This is a genomic window from Paenibacillus sp. FSL E2-0201, assembly GCF_037963325.1.
Taxonomy (GTDB): Bacteria; Bacillota; Bacilli; order Paenibacillales; family Paenibacillaceae; genus Paenibacillus_AQ.
The window spans coordinates 1,128,713-1,142,482 of sequence record NZ_CP150154.1 but is presented as its reverse complement, the minus strand read 5'-3'; the positions used below and the strand labels follow the sequence as shown (position 1 = coordinate 1,142,482).

The window sequence follows — 13,770 nt, the reverse complement described above, 5'->3', positions numbered from 1 at the left end:
TGTTGCCATTAATAAAGCTTTATACATCTTATTTTAGCACTTCAAGCTATAAGCTATGTATATTGATTTCGCTATATGTATTCTCCTTTCTTCTGTGCAATAAACGAAAAAAAATGATACTATGTATGTTGGGTAAAAGGTCTTTGCTATAACTTATATGTTTTTATATATCGCAACAAGAGGAGATAATATGAGTAACGAACAAAACTTTTGGCTTGATTTACCGAAGCCGTTTTTTATATTAGCACCAATGGAAGATGTCACAGATGTTGTATTTCGTCACGTGATTAGTGAAGCTGCCAAACCCGACGTGTTTTTCACAGAATTCACTAATACAGAAAGCTATTGTCACCCTGTAGGAAAAGACAGTGTACGTGGTCGATTAACGTTCACAGAAGATGAGCAACCGATTGTCGCTCATATTTGGGGTGATAAACCTGTATTTTTTGAACAGATGAGTATTGATATGAAAAAACTTGGTTTTCGCGGTATCGATTTAAACATGGGATGCCCCGCACAAAACGTCGCATCCAATGGAAAAGGTGCTGGATTAATACTACATCCTGAGGTTGCAGCAGAAATTATTCAAGCAGCAAAAGCCGGTGGATTGCCGGTTAGTGTTAAAACAAGATTGGGTTACTCTGAGATTGATGAGTGGCGGGGTTGGTTAACACATATATTTAAGCAAGATATTGCGAATCTTTCCATTCACCTTCGTACAAAAGAAGAAATGAGTAAAGTAGATGCACACTGGGAGCTAATCCCTGAGATCAAAAAATTACGCGATGAAATTGCTCCAAATACGTTATTAACTATAAATGGAGATATCCCGGACCGCGCAACAGGATTAAAGCTAGTTGAACAATACGGCGTTGATGGTGTCATGATTGGCCGCGGCATCTTCACCAATCCATTTGCTTTTGAAAAAGAACCTAAAGAACATAGTCCAAAGGATTTTCTCAATTTACTTCTATTACAGTTGGATCTTCACGATAAATATTCAAATGAACTCGAGCCACGTTCATTTAAACCACTTCTCCGCTTTTTCAAAATCTATGTTCGTGGATTTAGAGGCGCAAGCGAATTAAGAAACCAATTAATGGATACAAGATCAACAGATGAAGTACGTCGTTTAGTAAAAACTGTTTTAGAACAAGAATTAGAATGAGGCATATTAAACTGTGAATTGCCCCGTCCGTCAATTAGACAGTACAAAACTATCTAATGCTTAACAGAATGAAAGGCCTCTCGTTTTCCTACGAGAGGCTTTTCATTTTTAATTCTGTGCATTAAACGAAAAGAAATGATACTATGTATGATGGGCAAAATGTTGCAAAAGAAGGAGAGCTTATGAGTAACGAACAAAATTTTTGGCTTGATTTACCGAAGCCGTTTTTTATATTGGCACCTATGGAAGATGTCACAGATGTTGTATTTCGTCACGTGGTTAGTGCAGCTGCAAAACCCGATGTGTTCTTCACGGAATTCGCAAATACAGAATACTACTGTCACCCTAAATTAAAGGTAAAGGAAAGTGTGCTTACTCGATTAAGGTTCACGGAAGATGAACAACCGATGGTCGCTCATATTTGGGGCAATAACCCGGAGTATTTTGAACGAATGAGCATGGATATGAAAAAACTTGGTTTTCGTGGTATCGATATAAACATGGGATGCCCAGTAAAAAACGTCGCAACCAATGGAAAAGGTGCTGGATTAATTCGACATCCTGAAGTGGCAGCAGAAATTATTAAAGCGACTAAAGCTGGTGGATTGCCGGTTAGTGTTAAAACAAGATTAGGATATAGCGAAATTGATGAGTGGCGCGATTGGTTAGGAAATGTATTGAGACAAGATATTGCGAATCTGTCCATACACCTCCGTACAAAAAAAGAGATGAGCAAAGTAGATGCACACTGGGAGCTCATCCCCGAAATCAAAAAATTACGCGATGAGATCGCCCCAAATACGTTGCTAACCATTAATGGGGATATTCCTGACCGTGCAACGGGCTTGAAATTAGTAGAGCAATACGGGGTTGATGGAGTCATGATTGGCCGCGGTATTTTCAAAAATCCATATGCTTTCGAACTAGAACCTAAAGAACATAGTGTGGAGGAGCTTCTTAACCTTCTACTTTTCCATCTAGATCTTCACGATAAATATTCAAAAGAGGTTGAACCACGTCTGTTTAATCCACTTCGAAGCTTCTTCAAAATCTATATTCGTGGATTTGACGGAGCCGACGAACTAAGAAATCAATTGATGGAGACGAATGCAACCGATGAGGTACGTCGTTTAGTACAACCTTTTCTGGATGCAGATTCTGAATAATATGTAATGCAAAATAAATGGCCTCAGTTCTGAATTTCATCAGACTGAGGCCGTTTTTATTAAAGATGTCTTACTTCCACTCCAGCTTTGGCAGTATTTCTTTTTGCAGCTCACACATTTCATCGATCATCGCACAAGCTTGATAGTAGGTTGGTGCTTGCGGATCAAGCAGGATCGCTTGCAGCAATTTTGTTCTCGACTCTTCAAGAAACGCCTCAAGTAACAGCTTATGGATTGTACCTTGAATATGGATCATTCCGATAATGGCAGTTGGCAGTTCAACCGTCATTGGCTTAAATACGATACCCTTTTTATTAACGATCGCTTGTGTTTCAACAACCATATCCTCTGGAAGTCCTTTAATAGCGCCGTGGTTTGGCATATTAACAGCATTCAACTCGATTTCATCGTCGAAGAAAATCGCTTCAATAATTGGTATTGCATATTCATTACTAATTTGAACCTTATCTTTATCAAATAGATAAGCCTGCTCAGACCACTGCTCTTGATTCAGCGTATTCTCGAATAAGCCTTTATCCAAAGTACTGCCACTTGCACAGTATACAAATTCAGGTGTTCTGGAGTCCTTCTTCCACAGCTGCTCGCTCATTGGATTGTAACGGAACTGCAAAGGTAGTCCAGCATAGAAATCCTCTGCCCAAGAAATATACTCTCCACAATGGTTAGTCCCGGGGTAAGGGTAGTAGCCATACGTATGGTACAAGGTTCTGGACAATCCAATATGATCGAAATGTGCCAAACGGTTAGCTTGCTTTTCTTTGTCATGGAATAGAGGGTATAAATCCTCTCCCGTACTCTTGTTCCAGATCTTCGTAAAGAAGCCAAAGTGGTTCAATCCGCCGCCTTCAACTGCAATATCTTTACTATCCATCTCCAGGAATTCAGCTAGCTGATGAATCCCCATGTCTAAACCATGGCACAAGCCCACCACTTTGATTGAAGTTAATTTGGAGATGGCTTCCACTAGCTTCGCTTCCGGATTCGTATAGTTAATCAGCCAGGCATCTGGACATACCTTCTCCATTGTCTTTGCAATTTCCAGCATCGGACCTAAATTTCTCAAGGTGTGGAACATTGATCCTGGTCCGCCGTTTTCTCCATATAGCTGTTTGCTACCGTAACGGCGCGGAATGTGGAAGTCTTGTGACCAGTAATGATATCTTTCTACCTCAATCGCAACGATGGAGAAGTCAGCCTCTCTTAAGGCATCTTCCAAATTCGTCGTTTGCCAAATCTTCGCAGGATGAGAAAATGCCGTAAACATTTCGGTTGCATACTTGTACGTTCTATTCACATTCTCTTCTACAATATCCATAAGTGCGATTTCGAGTTCTACTTGATTTCTCAAACGTTCTGATAACACGAGATCTTGAAGTGCTCCTAGTCCAAAGGAAACACTTCCTGCTCCGATTAACGCAACCTTCAACTTTTTCATGGTCTTCAAGCTCCTTTTGTTTTTTTATAAATGCTATAGCTGGCACCAATCATTCCGGCATCAGGTCCAAATTCAGTCAACACGATTTTAATGTTCTCTTTTAAGTGTGGAAGAACTTTCTTTTTAGCGCTTTCAATAACGCTATCAATCAGCCACTGGTTGTGATGAATGACCGCTCCTCCGACAACAATAATGTTCGGATCAATGATTTGCATCAAATTAACTATTGCGTTGGAAAAGTACTCCACCCATCTATCAATCACTTCAATCGCTTGCTGGTCCCCCCTATGATAGCGTTCAAACAGCAAACCCGAGGTGGCATCGCTACCATATAAAAGCTTACTTTCCGCTTCAAGAGCTGTGCCGCTGCATAGAGATTCCAATGTACCGTTATACAACGTTGAATGGTTTCTTTTGCTGTCGGAAATAATCATGCTTCCGATCTCACCCGCATATCCATGAGCGCCTTGAATAATTTTTTTATCAAGTATAATGCCGCATCCAATTCCTGAACTAACCGTTATATAAATGGATTGTTTATAAGGCTTGGCAGCTCCATGATCCGATTCAAGCACGGTGATCACGTTTACATCATTCTCAAAAGACACTTCATAATTTGGAAAGAACGCCCTGATAGTTTCGATACTCACATTCTCTAGGCAAGGAATATTGGTTATATCTCGAATAATCTGTGTTTGATCATTCCAAGGAATCGGCAATACAATGCCTATCTTACTTGCTTGCTGTTCATAATCAACTTTCGCGGTCATTTCCTTGACAGCTTTGAAAATTTCGTCAGCGTCTTGGAAATCTCTTGTTAATGCCGACGCCTTCCGAACAAGTTCAAGTTGCTCGTTCACTAATCCAACCCTAATATTTGTTCCTCCAATATCTACTCCAATAACGAAGCTACCCATATTTACGCTCCTCAACTATGATGACTGATCAATATATTTAGCTGCTGCAGCATCCAAATAGAAATCTATATGCTCATAACCAAGCAATCGCTGGGCAGGCAGTTGTGCGTCAGGATTTGTGAGAATCTCCTTTACGATAGCGGCTTTGCGCTCTCCAGTTATGACGACAACAACTCTTTTACTACTTGCAATCTGTTCCAAACCTAATGTAATGCCTTGCTTTAATTCAGTCTGCTTAAGAAAATATTTTTGGGCGACTATCTTAGTCGTTTCCGACAATTCCACAACACTACTACGATTCAATACTGGGCCGCCAGGTTCATTTAATCCAATATGTCCATTCATACCTACGCCCATCAAGCTGAAGGTAATCGGGTGCTGCTCGATAAAGCGATCCATTCGTAAACATTCCTGCTCTATATCCGGCGATGTTCCGTTAAAAAATTCAATCTGGCTACCATCCAGTGAAATCTGCGAAAATAGATCTTGATTCAACATCTGATAGCAGCTTCCTTCAGAGCTTTTATCTATACCAACCCACTCATCCAAGCTAACGATGTGAAGCCTTTTGATTTTCGATTGGAGGTCCGCATCATTGGAAAATTTCTGATAGCTTTTTTGTGGAGTACTCCCTGAAGCCAGGCAGAACACGGGATGCTGATCGTTAATTAAACGATCTTTCATCTCTCTGGCAATTTCATTTGCTACTTCTTCTTCGTTATCAAAGATTCTGATCATATTGTTCACTTCCTTGTTGTTTAATCCGAAATGACGTTCATCATCTCTTGCTGGAGAATAAGTATCGCTGCTCCCATTGCTGTTGATTGATGTAAGTCACTCACAGAAATTTGTGGAGTCCACTCCGTATATTGCTCGACATAGCTTTTCGTACGATCCAATATACGTTCCGGGAACAGCGCTACCGTTTTACCGCTAATAATGACCTGATCGATATCCAGAATGCTGATTATATTTGTAATCGTTAAAGCCAGATTCTTCGAAACATAATCAATGCAAGCTTCTACGTCATTAGCTGAATTCAAATCATATGCGCTTAGCAAGTACTTAATGGCTAATCTGCTTTCCAGCCAACCAACTGATGATGGAGTCCGCTTGTATTCTGAATCAAAGCACATATACTCCAGCTCGCCTGCTCTTGCATTAACGCCGCGGTGCAGCTCTTTGTTGATAATCAAACCGCCCCCGACCCCATCACCTGCAGCTACATGAACGAGACTCGTCGGTGCTTGATCTGAGTTTTCAAGATTCCGAAATTCCGCCACAGTCGCTGCGTTCACATCATTCTCCAGAAGAATAGGCAAATTCACTTCACGCTTGAGATTTTCAATAATAGACTCATACTCAAAATCGTTTTCTTTATTGTGATGAGTTCTCATCCGAATCGTTTTCTTTCTTATATTGATCGCGCCATCAACGCCAATACCAATCCCTAAAACAACACTATTTGTTTCCTTCGCTTTACTCTTCAAATTTTCCACAAGCTTTATAAATACCGAAGTGAACTGCTGACTATGGAACGGAATATCTGTTTCAATCGAATACGAATCTATGATCTTGCCGTGTAGATTAATAAGTAACGCCGTAATCGTATTGCCAATAATCTGTATTCCGATTGTCGTATAGCTGTTTTCATTAAATCTGTAAACCGTACGTTTTCTTCCCAAGCCGCCAGAGCCTTCTCGACTTTCACCAGTGGCAGTCAATAAACCAATCTGTTCAAAAAAAGTGACAATCTTGCTTACAGTAACAAAGCTCATTGCTGTTTTTTCTGAAATCTCGACTTTCGCCAGTTCAGGATGTTGAAGCAAAATATCGAAGACTATTTTCCTGTTCTCATCTTTAATATCATTGGGCAGAAATGATTTCATAGGTCCTCCATACTTTTATTTAATTTAATTAATAAAGTAAGTTAAATAATTATTAAAAAAAATACAGGTCTGAAACGACCTCTTACATTTATTATATATTCACTAGAGTGAAAGCTCAAGTGCATTTATTTAACTTTCTTAAATTAATCTATTCTCTATCTTAAAATTAAATCAAACTGCTTTATGATGCAGCCATTTACAAGTGTTTTTTCTAGGCACACCACAAAAAAAGAAGCTTCCCACAAGTTCAATGAACTCATGAGAAGCCTCTAATCCATCCCTATTTCAAGGCTTAATCAGCCTTATTACATCATGCCGCCCATTCCACCCATGCCGCCCATGTCAGGCATACCTGGTTTTTCTGGTTCTGGCTTGTCAGCAATTACTGCTTCAGTAGTCAAGAACATAGCCGCTACAGATGCAGCGTTTTGAAGAGCAGAACGGCTCATCTATTGGTATAATCACGTTTATTCACTATCTAAAGAATATAGACTACTTCTCGTATTAATGTTGCAATTTCAATTATAAAGTGGTGATATGTTTATGTAAAGTAGTCATATGATATAGTTCTGTAAACCGAATAATTAAGCATATTTAATCATTACAAGGAAAAATTCAGACGTGAGAATCCCTGATTATTTCTTGCATCGACAATTATTAATAAAGTCATTATCCGAAATAAAAAGTCCCTAATCTCTTCTAAGTTACAAAGAGACTAGAGACCTTCTTATTTATACAAGCCCCTTTTTGAGAAGGAACTTAAATGCATTACTAACGACATTACTATTCAAAAATTGTTCATTATTAGAATAAAAATACGTTGAGATATCCCTTACCTTCTTATCGATCGTATTCGGAATTTTAAAGCTAGCGTAATCAAAAGACTTCCCATTATAGTTAGCTTCAATATATCTATTAGAGGAGTTTCCATTAGAGAGCAGTAAATCAAACAGAATCTTTCCGCAAAATTCATTTCCCAGTGTGTCTTCAAGTTCATCCAAGTCGTCTAAAGGATTGAGATAACTTGTGGACAAGATTAAAAATGAGTATACTGACTGGTCCTCTATTTTTTGAAGTTTAAATGTCTTCAAGTTAAAACCCTCCCTTTGATTGAGTTAGACTGAGGATTGGACTGGAATAGATGTATAGGTCTCTTCAATAATTTGAAAAGTTTTATCTATTATACGTACTGCTTCTTGTTTTGTTTCCACAAGTCTTATATTAGCATCTATTCCATCTGCATGGAATAGTTCATTTCTATGCTCGTTGAAGTAATTAAAAGACCTTTCGATTGCGTGACAAGTATCAGGACAATTTATTTGAATAGTTGTTTCAGGTCGAAGGAAGTGTTTTTGACCATCGAAAAATATATATTCATCAAAACCATTTCTCTTTTTAATTCTTATGTTCTTCGTTTGGAAGAGTAATTTTATATATCCCTCCAAAGCACGCAATACTGGAAATACAAAACCAGTATAGTCGGGAAGGGAGATGTCAATTTGTCTATAAGCTAAAGCAGGAGATAAAATAGATTTTAACCGTTCACCTAAGAAGTCTTTAGAACTTGGAAGTAAGTTGTCAAACTCCTCTTGTATATCCTCTTTTGTGATTGATACACTAAAAAAATCGGATTGTGCTTTTACAATATCTTCAAAAGGGAAATACTCAGCTAAGAAGCACGTAATCTCTTGATACAAATATAATGGCTTGCCTTGTATTTGTAGTCGCTTATTTATAAAATATTTAATTACTACTTTATCTCCATGTAAACTTTTAAACTTATAAAGTGTATATAAATCAGTTACGTCTTCATTTATTTTTGCAACACCATTTAATTCAAGAAGATATTCTATGAGAACAGTTACAACCTCATTTTCTACACTTTGAATTGAATACGACGCCCCTGCAGTATTAGTATTACAAAGATTTGTTTTAAGATACAATCCAATTTTAAATGAATCATCAGGATTTTGTCCAACAGGTTTAATTGTAGTGGTTCCATTACCCTTAAAGTAAAAGTCGACCACTATTTCTTTAGTATCCCCGCTCACATCACATCTATACAATGTATTGTTCATATGCCTAATATCTGAAACAGAGTAAGTTGTAAACTCCTCTGTACAATACTCTACTACCTGTTCTTTTATCTTAGACCTATCTAAGTTAAGGTTTTTAAGAAAATTGCTCATTAACCCTATCTCCCAACTTTTCTATTATATGGAACGGCTATATTATTGTATCACTTACACACTTTCAAATAAAGAGTTTAATAGATTATACCAGGTATACTGTTTGTAGAACACTTGTTCCACTCTCTTCACATTATTTTTCTAACACACATTTTGAATATCAGGCTTCAATGCTTTCTTAATGAAGGCTAAGGTGAAGAGGTACTTATAGTACCTTTGTTCTCACTATTTACAAACTGTCGAAATTCACTTATAACCAAATATCGCTCTAAAACCAAGCCTGACAAATTAAAGAAGAATACCAAAAATGCTTCTAGTGGAATCAGCTTTTTATTATGCTTGTTTCCATTATTCCTTCACGTTCTTACAGAATGTGTTCATTTTATGTTCCAACATACCAATGAACTGTACCGCTGTTATCTCTTTGCTTTACCGTCTTGAATAATGTTTTTCACTATATAATCTTACACCTATATCTATAGGTATCACTATGCCCTCAGCTTATGTTTTTTTGGGAAAGTTGGGAAAATCAAAACACTAAAATAGTACTTCAAAACACTATTGAGTATCTGGCTGTATGTGTACCAGTTTTTCGTTACAACAACAATCAATTTCCAACTGTAAACCATCCCCTCCCTTTCCTACATAACAAAAAGCCACTCATATTGAGTGACTAATCCTTGTATATTGTATCTACAGCTTTCCACTTATCTTCCTCGTATAGCATAGAATGTCTTGAAATTATATCTAAACATTCCAAAGGAAGCATCCTTGGGCTTTTCTTATGACCAATTCAAGAAGTAGAACGCCCCTGTACAGAGCATTACTTGTTGTCTATATTAAACCCTAATAGATAATCTCAGAGCTTTCTGTATAAATAAAATACGAGTTTTATTGAGAACATAGTATCTCTTTTTCTCTCATTCTTGAATGCTAGTCACAATACCATCTTCAAGATAAACATATCTTCCCCCATAATACACCCATTGTTCGCTAACTCCATATGCAGTAGTTGTTCTATTAACATCTTTAGGTTTACCCCACTTAGACGAGAGAACTTCATCTTCGGTCATACCAATATCTGGAATATAGTACATCTCGTCTAGTATTTTTTGATTTTTTGCAATACTCTCATTTGTTTTTTTGATTACCATATCACTTAATGTTTGGATATGTGGTAGTGCTTTATTTGCATCTAAGACACCCTGCTCAACCAAATTACCCATTAATAATTGCACTCTTAAATCCTCATCTGAGGAACTTGCATCAGGACTCTCCATGATTTTTGAATAATCCCTAAACATTTTATACACCTTTTCATCTTGCTTGTTATTGTAACCGATGCGGAATGATACTTCTGAATATTCCGACTCATCTAGCAAACAGAAAATTTGATCTGTTAATGTTCCTGTATCGCAACTTGCCTTCGGTTCAACGACAACTTCTTCAATATCAGTATTTGTATTGGCATAATTATTGGTACTACAAGCAGTAAGAGCCAATAAAAGAAAAGCTGATGCAAGTAATTTCTTCATAATTTTGTATCCCCTTGTTGTTGTTTATATTGGTTCGGAGTTTTAAACTCCTGTATGTCATAAGTTTCTCCCATATCCAACTCTGGTTACTCTATTTTGAAATTCTTTTACTGAAACTTTTATTCGAGTAATATTCTTCATTCCTTATGTTGCCAATAAAATCATGTTATTGTTTATTTTGAAAAAATATTTAATTACGAATCATATTATCTATTGGTATATTTGTCCATAAGTTTCGACTTTTGCCATAGGGTGAAAACAATTTAGAAGTCTGAAACATTTGTACTTGTAATAGTCTAGAAGATAGTCTAAAATGTATTGTATAGAAGTTAATAAACTTTTAGACGAATGGAGTAATTACAATGACAATGTACGGATATGCTAGAACATCGACAATTGGGCAGGACAATGGACTAGAGACTCAGAAGCTACTTCTTAAAGAAGCAGGATGCGCTAACATCTATCATGAGCAAGTGACTGGAACATCCACAGAGAAGCGTTCTGCATTGAAAGAACTATTAGAAGACATGTCAGAAGGCGATACGCTAGTCGTAACCAAGATCGACCGTTTAGCGCGTTCCATCATCGACCTGAACAGGATCGTCAATGACTTGCTTGCTAGAGGTATCAATGTGAAGTTCTTGAAGGACAATCTACACTTTGAAGCTGTTGAAAAGGCTAGTCCTATGCAAACACTAATGTTTAACATGCTAGGCTCATTTGCACAATTTGAGAGAGACTTGATAGTAGACCGCACAACAGAAGGCAGAGAACGAGCTAAAGCTAAAGGTACTCATATGGGTCGTCCTGCAAAGGATGCAAGCATCATCAAACGTGCTTTGAATCTGTATGCCGAACGCGAGACAAATGGACTGACAGTAAGCGAAATCATCAAGTCCACTGGCATACCTAAAGCTACATTGTACGCTGAACTAAAGAAGCTAGAAAAGTCAATGATGGAGCTTAGAAAGTGATTATACTTTAATAGCCCTAATCTTAATAACAAGATTAGGGCTATTGACGTTTACACAACTATCATATAACAGTTTAGCTAATCTCCATTGAAGTCATTAACCTTCTGCTCCTTAGAGTAGTTCTGATACCAAAACACTTGTATTATATAAAAATTCAATTGCAAGATCATACTTATTGTCCCAATAGATAGTTCCTGTTCCGTCAAGCTTGACGCTCTCAAACAAGTTTATGTTATTTAAAATCTCCAAAGGTAATCCCTTTTTAGTTTTTCCATATGCTAGAAAATCAAACACTCGAAATTCTCTGCCTTCAAATTCGAGCAACAGTTTAAAATTGTTGGCTGGTCTTACCAGAACCACGTCTTTATACATCTTATCCCCTTCATTTCTGTTTTCTTTACTTCTAAGTACAAATGAAACCTTATAGTCAATATTCGTTATAGTCTTCAATATAGTTCTAATCCTTGATTCATAATGAACTTCAAGCCAATCTTTCCCTGTTGTTGTATCCGCTCCGAAAACATTCTCCAAGGCATAAGTTGGTTTCGTACCAAAAACTATCTCAAATCGGCTCATAGGCATATTCTTGTTTAAAGCTCATCATTCATTGCTTCAATGGTTTCTAATCTGTCTTTTTGGCTCATGAGATGAAAAGGTATAACTCGATCCATATGATATTTCCGTGTTACTAACTGATCTATCAATTCATTTTCAGATAACAAATTTAAGATTGTAGTTTGGTCAACCAATTTACTCTCGATCTTCCACATCAATTTTTCAATTGCTTTGAGTCGTTCATCTGTATAAGACACAATTGAAAGTACATTGTCAGTCAATTCATTGACACTCTCGTTAAGTTGATTAAGTCGCTCCTGAATCATCTGTGCTTCGTGCATTATTTCACCTCTCTTGAAATCTGCTCAGGAAATAGTTCATCAAAGACTTTGGCGAGTTTTAATATATAATCTGATGTGGGAGTATTAAAATACATTTCATTACACTGTGTACATTTGGCTCCCCTGAAAGTGGAGTCAATAAACAATGCTCCTCCAAGTTTTAGTTCAATACTTATATCAGTATTTGGAACCTCATTGCAACCGCACATAAGACAATCAGTTAAATTAATCTCTCCTTCACCGTAATCTGACTTTAACTTCCTCTTCTGATGTAATGCTTTCCGTTCTTCTAAATCCTTCTCTCCGTATGCCATTATCCATAGTTCTTCAAGAGTCTTGCCCTCAAGGGATTCGGGAACAGAGTTTTCCTCATTGACTACAATCGAAATCTCATAATCAACTCCTGTTATGCTTGTCAACGCTGTTCTTAGCAATGACAAATACTCAAACTCCAATATTTCCTTTTTTAGAGTAGTATTGGTTCCAAATATGATGCTTACATCACTTGATATATCTTCTATACTAAAACCTGTGAAGTAATTATAGAATGCTGGAATAGTGAGTTGGTTTCGTATAACATCTAAAAGCTTCGTATGCAGGGTCTTCATATACTCAATTTTCAAAGTTTCAACGTTTTCTCGAGACTTCTGCCATAACTTTGGAAGAATACTCTCGAACTTCGCATTTATTTGCTTACTACGTTCTTCACTCTCCATTTAAAGACCCCCTATGGTATAAATAAAACCGATGTTTTATTCAGACTCATCTTTAAAGTATCAAGCTACCTACTATGCCTATAGAGTCGTTAGTTTGACATTTTTCACTCCTAAAAAAAGTGTTTCCTCGTTAGTCTCTTCACAAATCAGAGCAACCATTATAGAGGGTTGTCGCTTGTAACTTTCCAAGAATTTTCTATAACCGAATCCCTTTGTATCAGTTAATCCAGAGAATCCAGCTTTATCTCCTTTAAAGCTTACATTTAGGAAAATACAGTCTTCTCTTTCAACAATCTCAATATAAGTATTACTCTTTAAAATTAAGATAGCGGTAGAGTTTTTTCTTTGATTAGATAATCCGAGAAATTCAATTGCTTCCTTAAATTCCTTAACTACAGACAAATACTCAGTTCTCTTAGCAAATATTTTCCCAACAGCAGGAGAAGATGCTATTTGTCCTATAAACATTTGATTCTCACTAACAGGGAAGTTATCACCCTTGTTGTCTATTGATCTTGTGGTTTTCATGCTTAAACCAATCCTCTCTGATTAAATTGTGTTATTCATATCGTTTTGGGTCAGTAAACTACATTCATACCACCTCCCTTAAAGGTACTAAATAAAGTACACTACCAATTTTTCAAAATAAAAAAGCAGAGTAGCTTAGTAGCCACTCTGCTTGTCAAAAACGTTTAAGTTAGTCTTGGGAATCTGATACCTATGAAGATTCATATTGGATCATCTCTTTCGTTGAGAATTATATATATTGGTATGATACCATGATCCGCTCATTTTCACAACCTATTTGTTAGTTGCTATACTTACGAAAGCCGAATAAAGTATTATTCTAATTAGGATTCAAAG

The 13,770-nt window shown here is 37.0% G+C and carries 14 protein-coding genes and 1 pseudogene; 3 read left to right on the top strand and 12 right to left on the bottom strand.

The annotated features are described in order from the left end of the window. Positions 1 to 190 precede the first annotated feature (190 nt). Both NSU15_RS05015 and NSU15_RS05010 read left to right on the top strand, forming a co-directional pair. Positions 191 to 1,168 (top strand): tRNA-dihydrouridine synthase, encoded by a 978-nt coding sequence (locus NSU15_RS05015; protein ID WP_339289416.1) that lies wholly within the window; start codon positions 191 to 193, stop codon positions 1,166 to 1,168. A 182-nt stretch (positions 1,169 to 1,350) separates the two neighbouring features. After that, positions 1,351 to 2,334 carry a tRNA-dihydrouridine synthase gene (locus NSU15_RS05010; RefSeq protein WP_042131871.1) on the top strand — a complete coding sequence of 328 codons (984 nt, stop codon included), beginning with the start codon at positions 1,351 to 1,353 and terminating at the stop codon, positions 2,332 to 2,334. A 70-nt stretch (positions 2,335 to 2,404) separates the two neighbouring features. Here NSU15_RS05010 and NSU15_RS05005 read toward each other — a convergent pair whose 3' ends face one another. The 8 genes and pseudogenes from NSU15_RS05005 to NSU15_RS04970 form a co-directional block, all read right to left on the bottom strand. Then, a complete protein-coding gene (locus tag NSU15_RS05005; RefSeq protein ID WP_042124563.1) occupies positions 2,405 to 3,790 on the bottom strand; it encodes an alpha-galactosidase in 1,386 nt (461 codons plus the stop codon). Positions 3,791 to 3,795: 5 nt separating this feature from the next. Continuing rightward, complete coding sequence (locus tag NSU15_RS05000; protein WP_042124560.1) at positions 3,796 to 4,707, bottom strand: ROK family protein; 912 nt, start codon at positions 4,705 to 4,707, stop codon at positions 3,796 to 3,798. A gap of 15 nt (positions 4,708 to 4,722) precedes the next feature. Further along, entirely contained in the window at positions 4,723 to 5,445 is a 723-nt protein-coding gene (locus NSU15_RS04995) for a 6-phosphogluconolactonase (protein WP_042124558.1), read from the bottom strand. A gap of 20 nt (positions 5,446 to 5,465) precedes the next feature. Next, entirely contained in the window at positions 5,466 to 6,596 is a 1,131-nt protein-coding gene (locus NSU15_RS04990) for an ROK family protein (protein WP_042124556.1), read from the bottom strand. Positions 6,597 to 6,901: 305 nt separating this feature from the next. Next, a pseudogene (locus NSU15_RS04985) lies at positions 6,902 to 7,051 on the bottom strand (molecular chaperone GroEL); the annotation flags it as partial. Between the two features lie 276 nt (positions 7,052 to 7,327). Beyond that, on the bottom strand, positions 7,328 to 7,687 hold the full coding sequence (locus NSU15_RS04980; RefSeq protein ID WP_052414468.1) for a type II toxin-antitoxin system RnlB family antitoxin: 360 nt from the start codon (positions 7,685 to 7,687) through the stop codon (positions 7,328 to 7,330). Between the two features lie 24 nt (positions 7,688 to 7,711). Then, complete coding sequence (locus NSU15_RS04975) at positions 7,712 to 8,785, bottom strand: type II toxin-antitoxin system RnlA family toxin (RefSeq protein ID WP_042124555.1); 1,074 nt, start codon at positions 8,783 to 8,785, stop codon at positions 7,712 to 7,714. Positions 8,786 to 9,705: 920 nt separating this feature from the next. Further along, complete coding sequence (locus NSU15_RS04970) at positions 9,706 to 10,320, bottom strand: hypothetical protein (protein WP_042124553.1); 615 nt, start codon at positions 10,318 to 10,320, stop codon at positions 9,706 to 9,708. Between the two features lie 362 nt (positions 10,321 to 10,682). On the opposite strand from NSU15_RS04970, the gene NSU15_RS04965 reads away from it, so the two are divergent. Further along, positions 10,683 to 11,294, top strand: a complete 612-nt coding sequence (locus NSU15_RS04965; protein WP_042124551.1) for a recombinase family protein — start codon at positions 10,683 to 10,685, stop codon at positions 11,292 to 11,294. 111 nt (positions 11,295 to 11,405) lie between these two features. On the opposite strand, the gene NSU15_RS04960 is transcribed toward NSU15_RS04965, so the two are convergent. The 4 genes from NSU15_RS04960 to NSU15_RS04945 all read right to left on the bottom strand — a co-directional run bounded on the left by NSU15_RS04960 (position 11,406) and on the right by NSU15_RS04945 (position 13,434). After that, entirely contained in the window at positions 11,406 to 11,870 is a 465-nt protein-coding gene (locus NSU15_RS04960; RefSeq protein ID WP_197069745.1) for a DUF2442 domain-containing protein, read from the bottom strand. 14 nt (positions 11,871 to 11,884) lie between these two features. Continuing rightward, entirely contained in the window at positions 11,885 to 12,190 is a 306-nt protein-coding gene (locus NSU15_RS04955) for a hypothetical protein (protein WP_042124546.1), read from the bottom strand. Next, the gene (locus NSU15_RS04950) at positions 12,190 to 12,906 is read right to left on the bottom strand and encodes a hypothetical protein (RefSeq protein WP_042124544.1); all 717 of its coding nucleotides are present in this window, start codon (positions 12,904 to 12,906) and stop codon (positions 12,190 to 12,192) included. The genes NSU15_RS04955 and NSU15_RS04950 overlap by 1 nt, the downstream gene beginning before the upstream one ends. Positions 12,907 to 12,984: 78 nt before the next feature. Continuing rightward, the gene (locus tag NSU15_RS04945; RefSeq protein WP_042124542.1) at positions 12,985 to 13,434 is read right to left on the bottom strand and encodes a hypothetical protein; all 450 of its coding nucleotides are present in this window, start codon (positions 13,432 to 13,434) and stop codon (positions 12,985 to 12,987) included. Between the last annotated feature and the right edge of the window lie 336 nt (positions 13,435 to 13,770).

Bases quoted from the DNA above. Each gene is read 5' to 3' on its own strand.
- NSU15_RS05015 (WP_339289416.1), top strand. From the start codon at position 191: ATGAGTAACGAACAAAACTTTTGGCTTGATTTACCGAAGCCGTTTTTT.
- NSU15_RS05010 (WP_042131871.1), top strand. From the start codon at position 1,351: ATGAGTAACGAACAAAATTTTTGGCTTGATTTACCGAAGCCGTTTTTT.
- NSU15_RS05005 (WP_042124563.1), bottom strand. From the start codon at position 3,790: ATGAAAAAGTTGAAGGTTGCGTTAATCGGAGCAGGAAGTGTTTCCTTT.
- NSU15_RS05000 (WP_042124560.1), bottom strand. From the start codon at position 4,707: ATGGGTAGCTTCGTTATTGGAGTAGATATTGGAGGAACAAATATTAGG.
- NSU15_RS04995 (WP_042124558.1), bottom strand. From the start codon at position 5,445: ATGATCAGAATCTTTGATAACGAAGAAGAAGTAGCAAATGAAATTGCC.
- NSU15_RS04990 (WP_042124556.1), bottom strand. From the start codon at position 6,596: ATGAAATCATTTCTGCCCAATGATATTAAAGATGAGAACAGGAAAATA.
- NSU15_RS04975 (WP_042124555.1), bottom strand. From the start codon at position 8,785: ATGAGCAATTTTCTTAAAAACCTTAACTTAGATAGGTCTAAGATAAAA.
- NSU15_RS04970 (WP_042124553.1), bottom strand. From the start codon at position 10,320: ATGAAGAAATTACTTGCATCAGCTTTTCTTTTATTGGCTCTTACTGCT.
- NSU15_RS04965 (WP_042124551.1), top strand. From the start codon at position 10,683: ATGACAATGTACGGATATGCTAGAACATCGACAATTGGGCAGGACAAT.
- NSU15_RS04960 (WP_197069745.1), bottom strand. From the start codon at position 11,870: ATGAGCCGATTTGAGATAGTTTTTGGTACGAAACCAACTTATGCCTTG.
- NSU15_RS04955 (WP_042124546.1), bottom strand. From the start codon at position 12,190: ATGCACGAAGCACAGATGATTCAGGAGCGACTTAATCAACTTAACGAG.
- NSU15_RS04950 (WP_042124544.1), bottom strand. From the start codon at position 12,906: ATGGAGAGTGAAGAACGTAGTAAGCAAATAAATGCGAAGTTCGAGAGT.
- NSU15_RS04945 (WP_042124542.1), bottom strand. From the start codon at position 13,434: ATGAAAACCACAAGATCAATAGACAACAAGGGTGATAACTTCCCTGTT.